This is a genomic window from Actinoplanes sp. NPDC051343, from assembly GCF_044455125.1.
Classification (GTDB): domain Bacteria; phylum Actinomycetota; class Actinomycetes; order Mycobacteriales; family Micromonosporaceae; genus Actinoplanes.
Window position 1 is genome coordinate 454,317 of record NZ_JBITEL010000004.1, and the last position, 20,182, is coordinate 474,498.

Consider the following 20,182-nt stretch of genomic DNA (forward strand, 5'->3'; position numbering starts at 1 on the left):
CGCGCCACTACCCGAAACCGGCGAGCGGTAATCAGCTCACGGTCTCGCGCATGCGCTGCTCGGCGGCCGCGCTGCGGATCACCATGAGGCGCAGCTCCAGCTCGTCGGAGACCATCGAGGCCAGGTGCTCGAGCGCCTGGAGCTGCCGCGGGGTGGCCTCGCGCGGCCGGTTGTCGATCACGTTGACGGTGCCGAGGCGGTAGCCGTCGTGGGTGCGGATCGGCGCGGCGGCGTAGAAACGCAGGCCCAGGTCGCCGCGGACGAGCGGGTGTTCGAGCGTACGGGGGTCGACCGCCGCGTTGTTGATCACGTAGACGTCGTCCTGGGCGATCACCGAGGCGCAGAGCCCGGGTTCCTTGCCCACCTCGCGTACGCCGGAAAGCCCCTGGCACGCCGCCAGCCAGACCCGGTCCTGCTCGACCAGCGAGACCGTCGCGATCGGAGTGTCGAAGATGGCGCCGGCCACGAAGGCGATCCGGTCGTACGCATCCTGGACCGGCTGGTCGACCAGCCGGTAGCGGCGCACCGCCGCGAGTCGCGCCTGTTCCTCCGGCCCGACGTTGTCCAGGTATTCGTACGCGTTCGACGACACCGGGTTGCTGTTGGTCACGGAAGGCCCCTCACGCAAATGATCGGTTGTGGTCACTGGCGAGCCTATTGGTGTTTCCCCGGGCCGCCGCAATCCTCGAGGCCGCGAAATTTCCGGTCGACCGCGGACGGGAACGCGAATGTCGCACAAACTGTGGGTCATGCGCGTGCATCTGCAAAGATGCGGCGGTGACGGTGTGGATCGCCCTGCTGCGAGCCGTGAACCTCGGCACGCGGAACAAGGTCCCGATGGCCGCATTGCGCTCGCATCTGGAGGCAGCCGGTCTGGAAGACGTCCGCACGTACCTGCAGAGCGGCAACGTGATCCTGCGAAGCGACCGCGACGTCGGCCCGATCATCCGGTGCGTGGTGCGCGACGAGTTCGGGGTCGACGAGCCGGTGATGGTCCGCAGCCGCGACCGGCTGGCCGAGATCGCCGCCGCCAACCCGTTCGCGGCGGCGGCCCGGGAACGCCCGGTCATGGTGCGGGTGATCTTCCTCGGCGAGCATCCGGCGCCCGACCGGGTCGAGCGGCTCGAGGAACGCGACGACGTGCGGGTGCTCGACCGCGAGGTCTACGTGGACTACCGCGACCGCTTCCACGGCAACTCGCTGAGCGCGGCGATGGTCGCCCGGCGGCTCGGCCTGCACGGCACCGAACGCAACTGGGCGACCATCACCAAACTGCTCTCACTGGCTTCGGACGATCAGGACCCGTAGACCCCGAACTCCCACAGCGAGTAGCCGTACTGGGTGGAGCGCTGGGTGCCGTTCATCCGCACGTACCGCCCGGAGCCGGAGACCGAAAGCGTCTGATTGCCGCCGGCTCCGGAGGTGGTCGAGTAGATGGTCGTCCAACTGGTGCCGTTGTTCGACGTCTGGATCTGGAACGCCTTGGCGTAGGCGGCCTCCCAGCTCAACGTCACCTTGTTGATGGTGTGTGTGGCGCCCAGGTCGACCTGCAGCCACTGCGGGTCACTGAAGGCGCTCGACCACCGCGTACCGGTGTTGCCGTCCGTGGCCGCCGAAGCCGCGGTCCCGGCGTTCTCGACCGACGACGCAGTCGTCGGCTTGCCCTGCGCGAGGTTGGTGCCGGACGGCGGAGGCGTGGTGCCGCCACCCGAACCCTTGTTGTAGACCGCGACCCAGTCGATGTTCATCTGCCCGCCGGACACCGTCGCCGCGGTCGGGCCGCCGCCGAAGGCGCCCGGGAAGCCGCCGCCCATCGCCAGGTCATAGATGATGAAGAACGGGTGATCAACGGCGTTGGCCCACGTGGTGGCGTCGACCCGGTTCTGCGGCAACGTGAAGTAGTTGCTGCCGTCGAGGTACCACCGGATCTGCTCGGGCGAGGTGGACCGGTCGATCTCCACCGCGTAGTCGTGGTAGCCGGTCTGACAGCCCGGGCAGGCGTGCTCGCCGGAGCCGATGCCGCTGGACTCGTTGCAGGGGCCGCCCGGGTTGGTGCCGCAGTGCAGGGTGCCGAAGACCGAGCTGCGGCCGTTGATGTCCTCCAGGATGTCGACCTCGCCCGACCCCGGCCAGGAAACTCCGGACCGCAGCGGCGCGCCGAGCATCCAGAACGCCGGCCAGTAGCCGAGGCCGTTGGAGGTGTTCACGTTCGGCTGCTGCAGCACCGACTCCATCCGGACGACGCCGCCGGCCGGCGCTCCGAACGTCGCCGCCTGCGTCTCGACCCGGCCCGACGTCCAGCCGGAGGTCGGGTTGGTGCCCGAGTGCAGCGCCTTCAGGACCAGATGACCTTGGCCGTCCTGGTAGACGTTCGCCGTGCTGTTGGTCATCGTCTCGATCTCGCCGGTGCCGAAGCTGCTGCCCGGCCCGGTGTCGTACTTCCAGGTGCCGGTGTTGAGGCCGGTGTTCGCCGCTCCGGTGAAGTCGTCGCTCCACGTCAGCGAGAAGCCGGCCGGGGGAGCGGCAACGGCGGCGGCCTGCACCGCCGGGGCCGCGCTGGTGGCCGCGTGGGCCGAGATGGTGATCGCTCCCAGCGCGGCGGTGGCAGTGGCGGTGGCGGCCGCAAGCAGCGACCTACGTAGTCGGTTCACGGTTCTCCCTCGGGGAAAAGGGTGGTGCGCTCTCCGTTGGGGGATGAGAGCGCTCTCTCACCGGGAACCTAGCAATCGGAGAACCGTAGGCGTCAATACTTTGCCATCGTTTGTCACTCGGGATCGGACGCGGTGCCTTTCGGCGTGGCCCTCAGCCGTACGCGGGTGATGGCGCGACCCGTCACCTCGACCACCTCGGCCGTGAACTCCGGCAGCGTCACCACCTCGCCCGGCCCCGTCGGGATGTGCCCGAGCGCCGCCAGCACCATGCCGGCGACCGTCGTGTAATCGCCGTCGTCGTGATTGTGCGAATCGTCCCGCAACCCCAGATCAGGCAGGTCATGGATCGGGAACGAACCGGGCATCAGCAGCGCGCCGTCGGCCTCGGTCACCACCGCGGCCACATCCCGGTCGGTCTCGTCGTAGATCTCACCGACGATCTCCTCGACCAGGTCCTCCATCGTGATGATGCCGTCGATCGCACCCCGCTCATCGACCACCATCGCCAGCTGCTGGCGCTCCGACCGCAGCTGCTTCAACGCGTCGGACACCCGCAACGTCTCCGGCAGGAACAGCCCCGACCGGCAATGGTCGTCGACCGCACCCTCCGCGTCGACCAGATCCCGCAGATGCACGACCCCCAGCACGTCGTCCAGCCCGGCCGGACCGACGATCGGCGCCCGCGAATGCCCACCGGAGATCAGCGCGCGCAGCGCCTCGTGCGCCGGGGTACCGGTCGCCAGCGTCAGCACGTCCCGCCGCGGCACCAGGATCTCCCGCAGAATCCGGTCGGCGATCTCGAACGCCCCGCTGATGATCGTGCGCTGCTCGGCCGAGAAGTCCTGCTGCGCCGCGACCATGTCCCGGATCTCCTCGGTGGTGACCTCCTCCCGCTGGGCGGTCGGGTCACCGCCCGCAAGACGTACGACCAGGTTGGTAGCCACACCCAGCAGCCACACCGCCGGCCGCGAAACCATCGACAGGAAGTCGAGCGGCCGCGCCACCAGCAGCGCCCACCCCTCCGTACGCTGCATCGCGATCCGCTTCGGCGCCAACTCCCCGATCACCAGCGTCACGAACGTCAACCCGATCGTGACAACCACGATGGAGGCCGGCTGCGCCGCCGACCCGAGAAAACTCAGCGGCTTGACCAGCGGCTTCGACAGCGACACAGCAGCCGCGGCGCTGGCCAGGAAGCCGGCCAGCGTGATGCCGATCTGAATCGTCGCCAGGAACCGGTTAGGGTCGCGGCTCAGCCGGGCCAGCACCCGCCCGCCGCGGGACTGCCGCTCCAGCCGCTGCAGCTGGCTCTCCCGAAGCGAGACCAGGGCCATCTCGCTGCCCGAAAAGGCCGCGTTGACCAGCACCAGCACAAGCACCAGGACGATCTCGCCGCCTGTGCCACCCATTTCGCTCCCGCCCCTGGGACAAACCGATCACGAGGGACACAAGGTACCCACCCGAGGTCACGCCTACGCGGCAGTACGCCGTTCTTGTCGTCCCCGCCACGCCTTCTCAGCCGGTTTCCTCGGCCCAGACCCGCCAGTTGTCGAGAACACCGAACAGCGCCGGCGTCAGCCAGCCCGGCGCCGACCGCCGGAACACGCCCGGATCCATCCGCCCGGCCCCCTCCGGCAGTGCCCCGACCAGGTGCGGAACCAGCTCACTGAGGTTGGCCCAGTGCACCAGCTCCGGGTCACCCGGCCAAGCCCCGATGATCACCCCGGCCGGCACCCCACGCCGCGCCAACGCCTCCAAGGTCAGGGCGGTGTGGTTGAGCGTGCCGAGCCCCGCGCGGGCCACGACCAGGGCGCCGACCCCGAGCGTCGTCGCCAGGTCGGCGAGCGTCCAGGCCTCGCCGGACGGCCGCACGCCCATCGGCACCAGCAGGCCACCCGCACCCTCGACCAGAACCAGGTCGTGCTTGTCGGCCTCGGCGCGGATAGCGTCGACCACCTCATAAAGCTCAAGCGGCGCCATCTCGGCGATGGTGGCGGCCGCGAGCGGCGACATCGGCTCCGGATATTCGGCCAGCACCCGTACGGTGTCGGGCCCCGCCAGCCGCGTAACCACCTCGATGTCCGTAGGCGCCCCGGTAGCGATGCCGGTCTGCCCCGGCTTGATCACGGCCACCCGCAGCCCGGAAGCCTGCGCCGCCGCCGCAACCGCCGCGGTAGCAACAGTCTTCCCGACATCGGTATCAGTCCCGGTGACGAGCACGATCCCCCGCCACTCCCCAGCCTCAGCCCGCCGCGCAGCCGAAGCAGCCCGCACCGGCGCAGCCCCTGCACCCCCGGCGTCGGCAGCGGTGTGCGCGCGAGCCGCAGCGTCGGCAGTGCGTTCCCCAGCCGCAGCGTCGGCAGTGCGTTCCCCAGCCGCAGCGTCGGCAGTGGGCTCGCCAGCCGCTGGGTCGGCGGTGGGATCCCCAGCCTCAGCCTCGGCAGTGCGCTCTCCAGCCTCAGCCTCGGCAGTGCGCTCTCCAGCCTCAGCCTCGGCAGTGCGCTCTCCAGCCTCAGCCTCGGCAGTGCGCTCTCCAGTCGCAGGGTCGGCGGTGTGCTTCCCAGCGTCAGCGTCGGCCGTGCGCCCGCGAGCCGCGTCGGCCCGCGGACGCTTCGCCGGGGCGGCATCGGCAGCGGATTCAGCAGCCGCAGTGTCGGAAGTGGGCAGCCGCTTGGCGTCGGCGGCAGGTTCCTCAGGCATAGCTTCGGAGATGGGCTCTTCCGGCCCGGGTCCGGCAGCGGGGTCGCCCGCCGCGAGGGAGGCGGCCGATGTCATGCCGGCCGCAAAATCGTCGTCGGGCTCGTCGAAGTCGGAGTCGAGGAACGACGGCACGTGGCCACTCGTGGCCTTTCCCGGGTCAGGGGAGTGGCCCGTGGCCCCGGCCAGGTCTTCGCCGGAACTTCCGTCGCTCGGCGCCACCGCTGTCGCGGTGCCGTCGGAGACCTCGGCCTCTACGACGGATATTTCCGGCTTGTCCCGGGCGGACGAGAAAGGCTCGCTCACCGAGTCTGCCGCCGGGAACGCGACGGCAGGGGCTGACGCGGACGACCGCGAAGCCGAACCGCCGGCGTCAGGGCCTTCACCCTCGGGCCGGATCTTGCTCACCGGAGCCCCGGCCACCGGAGCCCCGGCCACCGGAGCCCCGGCTACCGCGACCGGGCGGCTTTCGCTTGCGAGGTTTTCGCTTGCGAGGTTTTCGCTCCCGCGGCTGTGGCCTCTGGTCGCAGACGCAGCCGGGCCAGTCCTGGCATCGACCGCCGCGACGTCCGCATGAGCCGGCTCGGGCACCGTCAGAAGATCGTCAATGCCGCTCCGCGGAGCCGGAATCAACGGCATGACCGCGGGCGCCTCGGCGCGCACCTCGCCGATCGGAGAGTCGTCGGTGACCGCGTCGCCGGATGTGCTGTCGTCGGCGACCGTTGAAACGCCCCGCTCTGCATCAGCTGGTGTGGGGTCGGCGGAGCTTGATGAGGTCGGTGTCGCGTGAGCCGGGGCCGGGGCCGGGGCCGGGGTCGGGGCCGGGGCCGGGGCCGGAGTCGGGGCTGAGGCCGGGGGCGGCGTCGGGGCTGTGGCGGATGCGGTCGGGGTGGTTGGCGTCGCGTTGTCGGGTGTTGGCTCTGTGGCCGCCGCTGCCTCGTCGAGGCGGCGGGTGAAGAGGCGGCGGAAGAAGGAGCGGCGGTCGTCGGTGGTCATGGGGCCGTCTCTACGATCACATCGAGGGCGCGGGCGAAGTCGGGCTCGGTGATGCCCGCGTTGAGGGTCAGGCGCAGGCGGGACGTGCCGTCGGGGGTGGACGGCGGGCGGAAGCAGCCGACCGCGACGCCGCGGTCGCGGCAGTCGGCGGCCCAGGTCAGGGCGGCCTCGGGGCCCGGCGTGAGCACCGACAGGACGCCGGCCGCCGGCGGGGTGACGTCGAAGCCGGCCGCGCCCAGCCGGGACACCACCTGGGCTCCGCGGGCCGCGAGCAGGGCGCGGCGGTCGTCGGCGGCCTGGGCGATCGGCAGGGCCGCCGAAACTCCGGCGGCGACCGCGGGGGGCAGGGCCGTGTCGTAGATGAAGGTGCGGCCGGTGTCGACGAGGTGCCGGATGAAGGCGGCCGGGCCGGCCACGACGCCGCCGGCGCCGCCGAGTGACTTGGACAGGGTCGCGGTCACGATCACGTCGTCGAGACCGCCCAGGCCGGCCGCGACCACGCCGCCGGCGCCGCCAGGCCCGAGGGTGCCGAGCGCATGTGCGTCGTCGACCAGCAGGAGGGCGCCCCGGGACGACGTCACCGAGTGCAACGAGGACAGCGGCGACAGATCACCGTCGACCGAGAAGACCGACTCGGTGACCACCACCGCGGTCTTGCCCGGGTGGGCGTCGAGGATCGTCGCGACTGCGGACGGCGAGTTGTGCGGCGCCACCACCGTGGGCGTGCCCGAGATCTTGCAGCCGTCGATCAGGGAGGCGTGGTTGTAGGCGTCGGAGACGATCAGGTCACAGACGCCGGCCAGCGAACGCACCGCGGCCAGGTTGGCCAGATAGCCGGACGAGAAGACGAGCGCGGCGGCCGAGCCGAGCCAGGTGGCCAACCCGCTTTCCAGAGCCAAGTGGGCCGGTGTCGATCCGCGTACGAGCCGGGAACCGGTGGCTCCCAACCCGTACGCCCGCAAAGCGGAAGCGGAAGCACCGACCACCGCCGGATGGGCCGAGAGGCCGAGATAGTCATTTCCGGCCAGATCGACGACGGAGTCGTCGGCCGGGCGCGGCCGCAGCTGACGGGTGAGCCCGGCCTTGGACCGAGTCTCGGCCAGGCGCTCCAGCCCATCCAACCAGCCCGTCAAGGCACCCCCCACGCTCACGAGACGAGGAAACTATCACCCACCACCGACAGTCCTACCGGGCCTGACGGCTTGTAGGGTACGGCCATGCGGGAGATCTTCGAACAGGTGCTGACGACCGGTGTCGGGCTTGACCGAACCGCGATCGAGGAGGCGTTGAAAACCCCCGACGAAGACCTTCCCGAGCTGCTTCAACTCGCCCACGACGTGCGCATGAAGTGGTGCGGTCCCGAGGTCGAGGTCGAGGGCATCGTGTCGCTCAAGACCGGCGGCTGCCCGGAGGACTGTCACTTCTGCTCGCAGTCGGGCCTGTTCGCCTCGCCGGTGCGGTCGGTGTGGCTCGACATCGGTTCGCTGGTCGAGGCGGCCAGGCAGACTGCCGCGACCGGGGCCACCGAGTTCTGCATCGTCGCCGCGGTGCGCGGGCCGGACCGCCGGCTGATGGACCAGATGCGCGAGGGCGTGAAGGCGATCCGGGAGGCGGTCGACATCCAGGTCGCGGCCAGCCTGGGCATGCTGACCCAGGAGCAGGTCGACGAGCTGGTCGAGATGGGTGTGCACCGTTACAACCACAATCTCGAGACCTGCCGTTCCTTCTTCCCCAACGTCGTGACCACGCATTCCTGGGAGGAGCGCTGGGGCACGCTCAAGATGGTGCGCGACTCCGGCATGGAGGTCTGCTGCGGCGGCATCCTCGGCCTGGGCGAGACGGTCGAGCAGCGGGCCGAGTTCGCGTCTCAGCTGGCCGAGCTCGACCCGCACGAGGTTCCGATGAACTTTCTCAACCCGCGGCCGGGCACCCCGCTGGGCGATCAGCCGGTGGTCGAGGGACGCGACGCGTTGCGCGCCATCGCCGCCTTCCGGCTGGCGATGCCGCGCACGATCCTGCGGTACGCGGGCGGCCGGGAGATCACCCTCGGTGATTTGGGTACGCGGGATGGACTGCTCGGCGGCATCAACGCCGTGATCGTCGGCAACTACCTGACGACGTTGGGCCGGCCGGCCGGTGACGACCTGGCCCTGCTCGAGGATCTGAAGATGCCGGTCAAGGCGCTGTCGGCGACCCTGTGAACTACTGCGACCGGTGCGGCGAGCCGCTCGAGAAGGACCACACCGCCTGCGCGGCGGCCCGGCAACTCGAGCCGCCCCGCTTCTGCCCGCAGTGCCGCCGCCGCATGAAGGTGCAGGTGGTGCCGACCGGCTGGTCAGCCACCTGCGTTGAGCACGGCACCGTCGCCGGATAGGGATTCGGTCGGCACGGCCAGCGTGACGTCGACCGTGCCATCTCCGACGGGGGTGGCGGAACCACCCAGCGTGCGCAGCATCGCCACGTCGCCGGACGGCACGTGCGCGACCAGAACGGCCAGGTCGTGGCGCGCGGCCCATTTCACCAGCCGGCGCACCAGGAACGAGCCCAGCCCGCGCCGCCGCCAGCCGGCGTCGACGAACACCGACAGCTCGCCGACGTCGCCCTCGACGGTCACCGACGCCGTCGCCACGACGTGCTCGCCGGCGTCCTCGGCCACGAGGCACACCCCGCCGGTCGGGGCGAGGAGCCGCCGCAGGCGCGCGTCGGGAAGGTCGTGCAGACCGCGTACGGCGTCGAGGTCGTCGGCGGCAGCCGGCCGCACCACCAGTTCGCCGCCGGCCGGCAGCAGCAGGTTGACCTGCTCGTCGTGCCGGCGCTGGATCGTGCCGGCCAGCGCGACCAGCGCCCGGGCCCGCGCGAACTCGGCTGGGGTGAACGCCGGCCGGTGCCGCAGCACCTCGTAGGACCCGCCGAGCGGGTCGGCCAGCCGCATGTGGGTGTCGTCGAAGCCGGGGCGCCCGGCCGGCGGTTCGGGCCGCCAGCGCACCTCGGTCGCGTCGAGCAGCGAGATCAGCGCCTCGCCCAGTCCGTCGGGGTCGTGGGCGACGCGCCCGGCCAGCGCGAGCGCCCGGGTCGGCTGATCGGCCAGGCCCTGTGCCTCGGCCCGGGTGACGAACGCGTCGCGCCCGCGGCCCCGGGCCACCGCGGCGTGCAGGTCGGCCTCGGTCAGCGCGTCGGGCGCGTCGACGAGGAAGTCGTCGACCGCGCCGGCCTCGGTGGTGTGCACCTGGACGGCGAGGATGTTGACCGACCGCAGAGCCAGGCTCGCGGTGAGAACGGAGAGGTAGCCCGGCCGGTCGTCGACCGTTGCCCGGATCCGCCAGAGCGCCATGGCTCCATTTTCCCTCGCGGCTGTTAACCAGACATTGCTTGAGCTGCGATTACGCCGTTAGCACGGTCACAGTCGCGTCGAGCCGGTCGCCGAGGATCGTGGCAGCGGCCCGCACCAGCTGGGCGACCCGGTCGACCTCGGTGATGTGGAAGGCGGCCGGGGTCAGGTCGTCGTCGTCCGAGCGGGCCACGACCAGTACCAGCCCGGCCCGGCCGAACGGCGCGACCGCGTAGCGGGTGCCGTCGGCGCCGGCCAGCGGGCGGGCCCGCAGCGGGGTGACCTCGGGCAGCCGGAGCGGATCGGGGGAGCGCCAGCTGGCGTAGGCCACCGCGGGGGCGCTGCTGCGGGCGGCCCAGTCGGCCGGGACCACCGCGGCGGCCGCCCATTCGGCGGCGAGGAGCCCGGGCACCGCGTCGACCAGGGTGGCGAGACCGTCGGCCGGGTTGGCCGCGACCTGGGCCAGCAGTTCGGCGTCGTGGCCGCCGTTGACCGGCGCGCCGATCGCCTTCCACACCCCGTCGACCTGCACGCCGGGGATGGCGGCGAGGCCGGCCAGGAGCCGTTCGACCCGGGCCGCGCCCGGCCAGACGACCGTGAAGTCGTCGACCGCGCGGCCGCCGAGGCGTTCCAGCACCACCACCTGCACGATGTCGGCACCGGCGACGCCGAGGGTGCGCGCGATCTGGCCGAGGGCGCCGGGACGGTCGGGCAGGGTGACTCGAACCCGCAGCAACATGAACTCCTCCGGTCTGTAGGCCACCAGCCTGCCAACTCGGCGTTTCGCACCTGTTGCGGCGCCGTGTCCCGGTCGTCAAGCCCGCATATATTAGGGCCTGTGATCTGCCTCGCCTGCCGGGACCGGCGCCATGAGGACTGCCGGGGCGGGTCGTGGTGCGACTGCCAGCACCGACGGCCCGAACCCACGCCGCCGGTGACCGGGCCGGCCGAGCCGTGAGCGTCTTCCGCCAATGGCCCGCCGATCTGGTCGAGCTCTACCCGCGGGAGCCCAGCCCCGTGGTCCGGGCCAACTTCATCGCCAGCGCGGACGGCGCGGCCTCGGTCGACGGGCTCTCCGGCGGCCTGCACGGCCCGGGTGACAAAGAAATCTTCGACACGCTCCGGATGCTCTGCGACGCGCTGATCGTCGGCTCGGGCACGGTCATGGCGGAAAACTACGACGCCCTGCGGCTGACCGAGCCGGCCCGCGCCTGGCGGATCGGGCACGGCCTGCCCGAGTTCCCGTTGATGGTGATCGTCTCGCGGTCGCTCGACCTCGACCTCGACCAGCTGGTCTTCACCGACGCGCCGATCCCGCCGATCGTGGTCACGACGAGGTCGGCGCCGGTGGCGAAACTCGAAGGACGCGCCGAGGCGCTGAGCGTCGGCGAGGAGGAGATCGACCTGGCGGCCATGGTCAAGACACTGAACGCCCGCGGGGCCACCCAACTGCTCTGCGAGGGCGGCCCCCGCCTGTTCAGCTCGATGATCGCGGCCGACCTGATCACCGAGCTCTGCCTCACCGTCTCCCCGCTGCTGGTCGGCGGCGGGCCGGGCCGCATCGCGGCCGGCCCGGCCGGCCTGCCGCGGCCGATGTCCCTGCGGCACGCACTCTCATTGCAGGACATGCTCTTCTTGCGGTACGCGGTGACTCAGGGCAGCTGACCGGCCCGGTCGACCACGGTTATCCGCAGCTGCGCCGTCCAGCGGGACACGACTCCCTTCGGGTACGGCGGGAGGTGCCCCACCACCACGACCCGCTCACCCAGGAACTCGTAGGTCTTCGCGTCGAATATGTAGTCGAAGCGCACCGGGCCGGAGAGCAGCGAGACCGCCACTCCCTCGCGCCCGGCCAGGTCGGCCTGCTTCTGAAGGGTGGTGCGGTACTGCCGGACTCCCTGGATCAGTTCACTGTCGTCGGCGGTGACCGGTGCCGGTCTCATAGGGGCTCCCCGCGGTCGTCAGATGTGGGTCACCCGGTTATTGGCCGATCGGTCGCGATCGGTTCGATGGTGGGCGCGCCTCCACCGATCGAGCAAGATCTTGTGGATAAATCTGTGGATGGCCACCATAAGTTGTGGACAACTAGTGCCAACCCCGGGCGCCTGTGGGTTCTGTCGTACCCCTGGTGCAACATGATCGGCGTGTCTGACGAAGCTGTGTATCCCCGCGGCGGAAAACAAAATGACAAATCGGATGTAGACCCCGTCGGGCGGGTGCTCGGAACAGCTGACGCAACGCCGCTCAGCTTCTGGACGGCCGTGACCCCGGGCAGCTACCTCCAGCTCGACGACGTCGTGGTCACCAAGCGCGACCTGCCGGACCGCGAACCGGTGACGATCGCCGGGGTGGTCACCCAGGTTCGGGCGCGGCACGAGGGCGCGCAGTTCGACTCCGACGTCTTCGCGATCGCCGAGGGCACGCTGCCCGCGTTGGTCCAGGAGGCGGCCGAGATCACCACTACCCGGGTCGACCCGGAGCTCTACGTTCCGCCCGCCCCGGGCGCGGTGGTGCACCGGGCGACCGGCGAGGCACGCGACGCGGCGCTGCACTTCGACCGCATGGAGCGGCGCATCCCGATGGGCACCGGGCGGGACGGGGTGCCGGTGTTCCTCAACGCCGACTTCCTCGACGGCACCCGCGGCGCGCACGTGTCCATCTCCGGCATCTCGGGCGTCGCGACCAAGACCAGCTTCGCGACGTTCCTGCTCTACTCGGTGTTCCGCTCCGGCCAGCTCGGTGCCGACGGCCCCAACGCCCGCGCGCTGATCTTCAACGTCAAGGGCGAGGACCTGCTGTTCCTCGACCACCCCAACACCAAGCTCGACGAGCCCACGAGGTCGGCCTACAAACTTCTCGAGCTCCCGGCCACGCCGTTCTCCGACGTACGCGTCTACGCCCCGCCGCGGGCCGGTGACTCGTCCGGCGCGCCCGACGTGAGCAGCCGCCTGACCGGGGTCGACGCGTTCTACTGGACGCTCGAGGAGTTCTGCGGCGACAAGCTCCTGCCGTACGTGTTCGCCGACGCCGACGACGAGCGCCAGCAGTACACGATGGTGGTCCACTCGGTGACCGCCCACCTCAACCGCTACGCGGTGCCGGCCGAGGGTGGCGTGAGCATCGACGGGCGGCGCATCGGATCGTACGGCGACCTGGTCGACCACATCGTCGAGCAGCTCACCGACGACGAGACCCGGTCGACCTGGGCGGGCAGCGCGATCAATATGGGCACCGTCAACGCGTTCGCCCGCCGGCTGATCGGCAGCAAGCGGGACCTGTCCCGGCTGATCCGGGGTGACCTGGCCCAGCGTCGGCCCCACCAGATCAAGACCGCCGAGTCGGCCCAGGTCACGGTCGTCGACCTGCACAATCTGCCCGATCGCGCGCAGCGTTTCGTGGTCGGCGTGACGCTCAAGACCGAGTTCGAGGAGAAGGAGAAGGCCGGCACCGGCCGTCCCCTGCTCTTCGTCGTGCTCGACGAGCTCAACAAGTACGCCCCGCGTGAGGGCACGTCGCCGATCAAGGAGGTGCTGCTCGACATCGCCGAGCGCGGCCGCTCCCTCGGCGTCATCCTGATCGGCGCCCAGCAGACCGCCTCCGAGGTCGAGCGGCGCATCGTGACCAACTCGGCGATCCGGGTCGTCGGCCGGCTCGACCCGGCCGAGGCGGCCCGGCCGGAATACGGCTTCCTGCCGCCCGCGATGCGCCAGCGCGCGCTGCTCGCCCGGCCCGGCACCATGTTCGTCAACCAGCCCGACATCCCGGTACCGCTCTGCGTCGAGTTCCCGTTCCCGGCCTGGGCGACCCGCAAGTCGGAGTCCGGTCCGCCGCCCGCCGAGACGATGCGCTCGATCGTCCAGGGCGTCGACCCGTTCGCCGTCGTGGGCGGCCGCAGTGGTTCGTCCGACGACGAGATCCCGTTCTAAGGTTCCCCGATGCGCATTCTGCACACCTCCGACTGGCACGTCGGGAAGGTCCTCAAGGGCCGCCCGCGCGAGAAGGAGCACACCGCGGTCCTCGCCGAGATCATCGAGATCGCGGCGCGGGAGAAGCCCGACCTGGTGATCGTGGCCGGCGACCTCTACGACACCGCGGCGCCGTCGTCGGCCTCGACCAAGCTGGTGACCAGGGCGTTGTCGGCCCTGCGGCGTACGGGCGCGCGGGTGGTCGCGATCGGCGGCAACCACGACAACGGCCCGGCGCTCGACGCGCTGCGCCCGTGGGCCGACGCGGCCGGCATCGAGCTGCGCGGCTCGGTCGGCGACAACCCGGCCGACCTGGTCATCTCGGGCACCACCGCGGGCGGCGAGAAGTGGCAGCTGGTCACGCTGCCGTTCCTTTCCCAGCGCTACGCGATCCGGGCCGCCGAGATGTACGAGCTGACCGCGGCCGAGGCCAACCAGACGTACGCCGACCACATCGCCCGCCTGATCGAGCGGCTCAGCGACAAGTTCAGCGAGCCGGGCGTGGTCAACCTGCTCACGGCACACCTGACGATCGTCGGGGCGTCGAGCGGCGGCGGCGAGCGCGAGGCCCATACCGTGATGGGCTACGCGGTTCCGTCCACGGTCTTCCCGCGCAACGCGCACTACGTCGCACTGGGCCACCTGCACCGGGCCCAGCAGGTGATCGCCCCCTGCCCGACGCGCTACAGCGGCAGCCCGCTCGCGATCGACTTCGGCGAGGAGGAAAACGTCTGCTCGGTGGCCATCGTGGACGTGGCAGTCGACAAGGCGGCCCGCGTCCGCGACGTGCCGATCACTGGCGCGCAGAGCCTGCGCACGGTCCGCGGCACGCTCGAACAGCTTGCCACGGTCAACCTTCTCGACGCCTGGCTCCGTGTGCTGGTGCGCGAGACGCCGCGGGTCGGCCTCCGGGAGGACGTGCAGGAGCTGCTGCCCAACGCGCTCGAGATCCGCATCGACCCCGACATGATCCCCAACCAGGCGGGGGAGCGCATGGCCCAGCGGGCCGGCCGTTCCCCGCGCGAGCTTTTCGGCGACTACCTGGACACCCGGGGGGATGCCCAGGACGGGGTCCGCGAGCTCTTCGACGAGCTTTACGACGAGGTGAGCAGCACTCAATGAGCGAGCGAAGCGAGCGTCGGGCAAGCAGCGGCCAGGTCGCAGATCCGACTGAGCGGAGCGGTGTCGAATCATGAGACCGATCAGGCTGGATATGGCCGGGTTCACGGTGTTCCGCGACCCGACCAGCGTCGACTTCACCGACGCCGACTACTTCGCCCTGGTCGGGCCGACCGGCTCGGGCAAGTCCACGGTGCTCGACGCCATCTGCTTCGCCCTCTACGGCACCGTCCCGCGCTGGGGCGGCATCCGCGGCATCGGTAACGCGCTCGCCCCGAGCGCCAACGAGGCCCGGGTGCGGCTGGTCTTCGAGTCGGCCGGCGACCGCTATGTGGCGACCCGGGTGGTGCGCCGCGACGGCCGGGGCAACGTCAAGACCGCCGGGGCTGGCCTTCAGCTGATGCCGCCCGGCTTCGACGTGACCAAGCTCGACACCGGCATGGACCTCGACGATCTCGGCGACGTGCTGGCCGGCACCCCGGCCGAGATGGACGAGGCGATCCTGCACGCGGTCGGGCTGCCCTACGAGCAGTTCACCAGCTGCGTCGTGCTGCCGCAGGGCCAGTTCGCCGACTTCCTGCACGCCAAGCCGGCCACCCGCCAGCAGATCCTGGTCAACCTGCTCGGCCTGCACGTCTACGAAGAGGTGCAGACCAAGGCGACCGGCCGGGCCACCAGCGCCGAAGACAAGCTGACCGTGGTCGACCAGAGCCTGGCCGGGCTCGCCGACGCCACCGACGAGGCGGTCGAGGCGGCCGAGGCGCACGTCGGCCGCATGCGCGAGCTGGCGTCCGCGGTCGAGGCGGCGATACCCGGCCTCCGGTCGGCCCGGGCCGCCGAGACCGAGGCGACCGCCGCCCGCGATCTCATCGACTCCGAGCTGAAACAGCTCGCTTCCGTGCGTACGCCCGCGGGCAGCGCCGAGATCGCGGGTGCCACCGCGGCAGCGAGAGTGCGGGCCGCCGAGGCCGCGGACTCGGTCCGGGGCGCCGAGGAGACCGAGGAAAAGCTGCGTGGCGAGCTGGCGGCGGCCGGCGATGCCGGATCGCTGAGCCTGCTGCTCGACCGGCACGTCGAGCTCGACCGGCTGCTCGGGCAGGCCGAGTGGTTCGCCGGCGAGGTGCAGGTGGCCGAGGTCGAGCACGCCGACGCGGTGGCCGCGGCCGACCTCGCGCACAACAGCCACCTGGGCGCCCGCCAGCTGCTCGAACAGGCCCGTCTCGACTACACCGAGGCGCAGCGGCTCGACAAGGCGGCCGCGGTGCGTGCCCATCTGGTGGCGGGCGAGCCGTGCCCGGTCTGCGAGCAGGTGGTCGAGCGCGTTCCGGCGCTGTCCGAGGCCTCGGCGGTCAGCGCCGCCGAGGCGGCGGGCAAGGCCGCGCGCGCCACCGCCGAGCAGGCCGAGCAGACGTGGAAGCAGCGCGACGCGGTGGCCCGCAAGCTCGAGATCAACCTTGATCGCAAGCGCGGCCAGCAGCAGCATCACCAGTCGCGGCTGGCCGAGGTGCGGGCCGCGCTGACCGATTCGCCGGGCGCGGAGGCGCTCAAGAGCCGGCTGGCCGAGCTGACCCGGCTCCGGAAGTTGCTCGAGCAGGCGGGCGGCGCGGTGCGTACCGCCCGCGACGTGCAGCGCAAGGCCCAAGCGGCGGTGGTCCAGGCCGAGGAACGCCAGCGCTCGGCGTGGCGGCAGTTCGATTCCGTACGCGACGGGGTCGCCCGCTTCGGGCCGCCCCCGGCCGATCGGGACGATCTGGCCGGCGCCTGGCAGACCCTGGTCGACTGGGCCGAATCGCAGCGCGCCCGGCGCGCGGCCGAGCGGGAGCGGGCAAACGCCGCCCTCGACGACGCCCACCGCGCGACCATCGGCGCCTTCGCGGCGGTCGAGGCGCTGTTCACGGCGGCCGGTGTCCGGCCGCCGGCAGCCGACGAGGCCGAGCTGATCCGGGGGGCCGCGGTCGCCGCCGAACGCTCCGATGCGGCCCTGCGCCGGCTCGCCGACCGGCGGGAGCAGGCCCGCGACCTGTCGGAACAGCGGATGAGCCTGCAGCGCGAGGGCCGGGTCGCCCGGGCGCTGGCCGGGCACCTGCGGGCCAACAACTTCGAGCGCTGGCTGCTCGAGGAGGCGCTCGACCTGCTGGTGGCCGGCGCCTCCCGCATCCTGCGCGAGCTGACCGGCGGGCAATACGATCTTGTGCACGACAAGGGCGAGTTCTACGTGATCGACCATCACGACGCGGGGCTGCGCCGGGCCGTACGCACGCTCTCCGGCGGGGAGACGTTCCAGGCTTCGCTGTCGCTCGCCCTGGCCCTGTCCGAGCAGCTGGCCGGCATGTCGACGACCGCGGCCAGCCTGGAGTCGATCGTGCTCGACGAGGGCTTCGGCACGCTCGACGCGGCCACCCTCGACGTGGTGGCGGCGACGCTGGAAAACCTGGCCGCCCGCGGCGACCGCATGGTCGGGGTGGTCACCCACGTCAACGCGCTGGCCGAGCGGGTGCCGGTGCGGTTCGAGGTCTACAAGGACGCGCGTACGGCGCACGTGGAGAGGGTCGGTCTGTGACGCGGATGTTCGTCGACGCCTGGGATCCGTCGTACGGGTCGTCCTTCGAGGGCTCGGACGGCGGGGAGGGGCCGGCGTCGGCGAGCAGTGCCCAGGTCGACACCGATGTCGAGGTGCCGGCCGCCGAGTGGGCGCCGATCGACGTCTCGTCCGCGGTCCGCCGCCCCGACGTGGTGTTCCTGGTCGACGGCGTGCGGCGCAACGACGCCGGGCTGTGGACGGCGGAGGAGGACGGGACGTCGTACGCCGGTCTGGCCGCGTCGTACGCGGCCGGCGTGGTCCGCTGCGACCTGGCCCGGGGCGCCGCCGAACTGGTCGGTGCCCGGGTCGCCCGGGGTCTGTTCACCGCCAGTCCGTCGGCCGCCGATGTGCAGGCCGGTTCGGTGCGCTACGAGGTGCACCGGGTCTCGGGCACCGGCGAGGCGAGCAAGCTGCCGGCCGCCGTGCAGGGCCCGCTCACCGCGCTCGAGATCGACATCTCCTCGATGGCCCGCGAGGGCGGCGCCGACCTGCTGGTGGTCGACGGACCGCTGCGCAACCGGCGGCAGTTGCCGCGCACGATCGGCTACGTCAAGACGCAGCAGAAGCAATATCTGCCGGCCGCGCTGACCGCGGTGGTCACCTCGCTCAAGCCGGCCCAGCGCACCCCGGTGTTCCATCTGGGCACGGTCTGGGGCGGCTGGTCGTGGTACCTGCGGCTGCCGGGGGCCTCGGGAGCGCCCTGGTCGGGCATCGTGCGGGTGGAGTGCTCGCCGGACCTCACCCCGGCCGAGGCGGTCGAGTTGGCCGACATCTCCGCCGCGACGCTGCCCCGGTTCGCCTCGTCGGCGTACAAGGATCCGCGTGCCCCGCAAAATCTGGTGCCGATCGCCGGGCTCGAGCGGCGGCTGCGGGGTTTGCTCGGCGATGCGAGGGTGCTTCACCGCGCGCTGACGCTGGCTACCGCGCGCGCTCGCTGAAAGCGGCCTTCTCGGCCTCGCTCACATTTCGGACACTTGCCGTGCGAAGGGTCCGGATAGCGCCCTGACCTCCTCCGAACGGCCGATCCTCCGGTGCTGGGAACGCTTTCCGGGCGGACGGCGGGAACGCTGCGAGAGCGCTTGCCTACTGTCCGGTAGAGCCGGACGTCTGGTGCGTCATCCCTGTTGAAAGTGCTGTTTCGTGGGACCGGTGAGCCTGAGTATTATTCGGCTGCCCCCATAACCATATCGGTGCAGATCGATCTATATAGATCGTATGGATCGTCTGTGCCCGTGCCTCGTGGCTCCCGCACGAGACCCGGAGGACCGTTGACTGCCCCCGCCCAGGAAATTTCCCGCCCCACGTTGATCCCGGCAGGCACCCCCGGCCGTATGACAGGCGACGGAGAAAACTCCGGGCGGAGGTATCGATGCATGCGGTGGCCGAGGCAGGGCCGGCCCAGACTGGGCTCGCGCTGGGCGGGGTGCGCCTGATGACTCAGTCGCGTTCCGGTGGACGGTGGCAGTCACTCGACGGAGGCCGTAGTGCGAACGATGAAGCGGTGATGCCGCGACAGGCCCCCCGGCACGAGGCCGGCCCTGGCGGCAAGAGCCACGAGGACACCCTCGTCCGGATGCTGTACGAGGAGCACGCGGGTCCCCTGCTGATGTTCGTGCTGCGACTGACCGGTGGTGACCGGCAGCGCGCCGAGGACATCGTCCAGGAGACCCTGCTGCGGGCCTGGCGCAACGCGCACCGGCTCGGCGCGCAGGGCCAGCAGTCCCTGCGCCCGTGGCTGGTCACGGTCGCCCGGCGGATCGCGATCGACGATCACCGCAGCGCCAGCGCCCGGCCCGCGGAGACGTACGATCGGGAGCTGGAGAGTTTCCCCAGCCAGGCCGACGACACCGACCGCGTCCTGCAGTCGATGACCGTGTCGGACGCGCTGCGGGAACTGAGCCAGTCGCACCGCGAGATCCTGATCGAGACCTACTTCCGCGGCCGGACGGTTCCGGAGGCGGCGGAGGTGCTCAACCTTCCGTTGGGCACCGCTAAATCGCGCGTGTATTACGCTCTGCGGGCCCTGCGGACGGCCTTGCAGCAGCGGGGGGTGACGGAATGATGCCGCAGGAAGAGCAACACTTCGACGTCGCGTCATATGCGTTGGGCATTCTTGACGACCGCGACGCCGCCCGCTTCGAGGACCACCTCATCGAGTGCTCGCGCTGCGCGTACGAGTTGGAGTCCTTCGTTCAGGTCGCCGACCTGCTGGCCGACGTCGACGCCGACGCGGTCATCGCGGCCGAGGAGTCGCACCGCGAGGGTGCGCTCCTGCAAAACCTGATGGGCGACGTCAAGCTGGAGCGCCGCAAGGCCAACCAGCGCCGACTCTATTCTCTGGCCGCCGCCGTGGTCGTCTTCGCGGTGTTGTCGATCGGCGCGTTGTTCGCCGGCGGCAAGCTGTTCGCGCCCGACTCGAAGCCGGCCGCCAACACGACCGCGCAGCGCGGCAGCAAGCAACTCGACCCGCTGCCCAACTCCGACGACGGGCCGGGCATCGGTGGGCCCGACCTCGCCGGTCAGCGGTACGGCCAGACCGACCCGCGCACCGGCGTCCGCGCCGATGTCGCCCTGGAGAAGAAGGACTGGGGCACCCAGATCTCTTTCGCCATCTCCAACATCAAGGGCCCGAAGACCTGCAAGCTGGTCCTCGTGCACACCGACGGCACGACCGAGCCGCTCGCCTCGTGGAACGTCGGCGACAAGGGCTGGGGCACCGCCGCCCAGCCGGCGCCGCTGCTGCTCCAGGCGGTCACCGCGACGCAGCAGCAAAACATCGCGCACGTCCAGGTGCAAGAGGTCGAGCCGAACGGTTCCACCCAGACCCTGGTGAGCGCGTTGTAAA

The 20,182-nt window shown here is 71.2% G+C and carries 17 protein-coding genes and 1 pseudogene; 10 read left to right on the forward strand and 8 right to left on the reverse strand.

The window, feature by feature from the left end; all coding sequences use genetic code 11:
• Positions 1 to 31 precede the first annotated feature (31 nt).
• On the reverse strand, positions 32 to 610 hold the full coding sequence (locus tag ACIA5C_RS16245; protein ID WP_396055155.1) for a GAF domain-containing protein: 579 nt from the start codon (positions 608 to 610) through the stop codon (positions 32 to 34).
• A 167-nt stretch (positions 611 to 777) separates the two neighbouring features.
• Between ACIA5C_RS16245 and ACIA5C_RS16250 the strand changes: the two genes are divergently transcribed.
• The gene (locus ACIA5C_RS16250) at positions 778 to 1,308 is read left to right on the forward strand and encodes a DUF1697 domain-containing protein (protein ID WP_396055157.1); all 531 of its coding nucleotides are present in this window, start codon (positions 778 to 780) and stop codon (positions 1,306 to 1,308) included.
• Here the strand turns inward: ACIA5C_RS16250 and ACIA5C_RS16255 are convergent.
• The 4 genes from ACIA5C_RS16255 to ACIA5C_RS16270 form a co-directional block, all read right to left on the reverse strand.
• On the reverse strand, positions 1,296 to 2,651 hold the full coding sequence (locus ACIA5C_RS16255; RefSeq protein ID WP_396055159.1) for a discoidin domain-containing protein: 1,356 nt from the start codon (positions 2,649 to 2,651) through the stop codon (positions 1,296 to 1,298). The two genes, ACIA5C_RS16250 and ACIA5C_RS16255, sit on opposite strands and share 13 nt — an antisense overlap.
• A gap of 113 nt (positions 2,652 to 2,764) precedes the next feature.
• The gene (locus ACIA5C_RS16260; protein WP_396055161.1) at positions 2,765 to 4,060 is read right to left on the reverse strand and encodes a hemolysin family protein; all 1,296 of its coding nucleotides are present in this window, start codon (positions 4,058 to 4,060) and stop codon (positions 2,765 to 2,767) included.
• Between the two features lie 106 nt (positions 4,061 to 4,166).
• Entirely contained in the window at positions 4,167 to 4,925 is a 759-nt protein-coding gene (bioD, locus tag ACIA5C_RS16265) for a dethiobiotin synthase (protein ID WP_396055163.1), read from the reverse strand.
• Positions 4,926 to 6,340: 1,415 nt separating this feature from the next.
• The gene (locus ACIA5C_RS16270) at positions 6,341 to 7,477 is read right to left on the reverse strand and encodes an 8-amino-7-oxononanoate synthase (RefSeq protein ID WP_396055631.1); all 1,137 of its coding nucleotides are present in this window, start codon (positions 7,475 to 7,477) and stop codon (positions 6,341 to 6,343) included.
• An 84-nt stretch (positions 7,478 to 7,561) separates the two neighbouring features.
• Between ACIA5C_RS16270 and bioB the strand changes: the two genes are divergently transcribed.
• Both bioB and ACIA5C_RS16280 read left to right on the forward strand, forming a co-directional pair.
• Entirely contained in the window at positions 7,562 to 8,545 is a 984-nt protein-coding gene (gene bioB, locus ACIA5C_RS16275; protein WP_396055165.1) for a biotin synthase BioB, read from the forward strand.
• Positions 8,491 to 8,718, forward strand: a pseudogene (locus tag ACIA5C_RS16280) (hypothetical protein); the annotation flags it as partial. The gene bioB and the pseudogene ACIA5C_RS16280, both read left to right, overlap by 55 nt.
• Here ACIA5C_RS16280 and ACIA5C_RS16285 read toward each other — a convergent pair.
• Positions 8,680 to 9,675 carry a GNAT family N-acetyltransferase gene (locus tag ACIA5C_RS16285; RefSeq protein ID WP_396055167.1) on the reverse strand — a complete coding sequence of 332 codons (996 nt, stop codon included), beginning with the start codon at positions 9,673 to 9,675 and terminating at the stop codon, positions 8,680 to 8,682. The pseudogene ACIA5C_RS16280 and the gene ACIA5C_RS16285 overlap by 39 nt on opposite strands.
• Before the next feature lie 49 nt (positions 9,676 to 9,724).
• Positions 9,725 to 10,411, reverse strand: a complete 687-nt coding sequence (locus ACIA5C_RS16290) for an amino acid-binding protein (RefSeq protein ID WP_396055633.1) — start codon at positions 10,409 to 10,411, stop codon at positions 9,725 to 9,727.
• A 155-nt stretch (positions 10,412 to 10,566) separates the two neighbouring features.
• Here ACIA5C_RS16290 and ACIA5C_RS16295 point away from each other — a divergent pair, with 155 nt between their 5' ends.
• Entirely contained in the window at positions 10,567 to 11,337 is a 771-nt protein-coding gene (locus tag ACIA5C_RS16295; RefSeq protein ID WP_396055169.1) for a pyrimidine reductase family protein, read from the forward strand.
• Here ACIA5C_RS16295 and ACIA5C_RS16300 read toward each other — a convergent pair.
• Positions 11,325 to 11,615 (reverse strand): hypothetical protein, encoded by a 291-nt coding sequence (locus tag ACIA5C_RS16300; protein ID WP_396055171.1) that lies wholly within the window; start codon positions 11,613 to 11,615, stop codon positions 11,325 to 11,327. The genes ACIA5C_RS16295 and ACIA5C_RS16300 overlap by 13 nt on opposite strands.
• A gap of 192 nt (positions 11,616 to 11,807) precedes the next feature.
• Here ACIA5C_RS16300 and ACIA5C_RS16305 point away from each other — a divergent pair, with 192 nt between their 5' ends.
• The 6 genes from ACIA5C_RS16305 (at position 11,808) to ACIA5C_RS16330 (ending at position 20,181) form a co-directional block, all read left to right on the forward strand.
• Entirely contained in the window at positions 11,808 to 13,598 is a 1,791-nt protein-coding gene (locus ACIA5C_RS16305; protein ID WP_396055173.1) for an ATP-binding protein, read from the forward strand.
• 9 nt (positions 13,599 to 13,607) lie between these two features.
• Complete coding sequence (locus ACIA5C_RS16310; RefSeq protein WP_396055175.1) at positions 13,608 to 14,759, forward strand: exonuclease SbcCD subunit D; 1,152 nt, start codon at positions 13,608 to 13,610, stop codon at positions 14,757 to 14,759.
• Between the two features lie 70 nt (positions 14,760 to 14,829).
• The gene (locus ACIA5C_RS16315) at positions 14,830 to 17,316 is read left to right on the forward strand and encodes an AAA family ATPase (protein WP_396055177.1); all 2,487 of its coding nucleotides are present in this window, start codon (positions 14,830 to 14,832) and stop codon (positions 17,314 to 17,316) included.
• On the forward strand, positions 17,313 to 18,275 hold the full coding sequence (locus tag ACIA5C_RS16320; protein ID WP_396055179.1) for a hypothetical protein: 963 nt from the start codon (positions 17,313 to 17,315) through the stop codon (positions 18,273 to 18,275). Before ACIA5C_RS16315 ends, ACIA5C_RS16320 begins: the two co-directional genes overlap by 4 nt.
• A gap of 431 nt (positions 18,276 to 18,706) precedes the next feature.
• Positions 18,707 to 19,399 (forward strand): sigma-70 family RNA polymerase sigma factor, encoded by a 693-nt coding sequence (locus tag ACIA5C_RS16325; protein ID WP_396055181.1) that lies wholly within the window; start codon positions 18,707 to 18,709, stop codon positions 19,397 to 19,399.
• Entirely contained in the window at positions 19,396 to 20,181 is a 786-nt protein-coding gene (locus ACIA5C_RS16330; protein ID WP_396055183.1) for a zf-HC2 domain-containing protein, read from the forward strand. The genes ACIA5C_RS16325 and ACIA5C_RS16330 overlap by 4 nt, the downstream gene beginning before the upstream one ends.
• The last annotated feature ends 1 nt before the right edge of the window (position 20,182 follow it).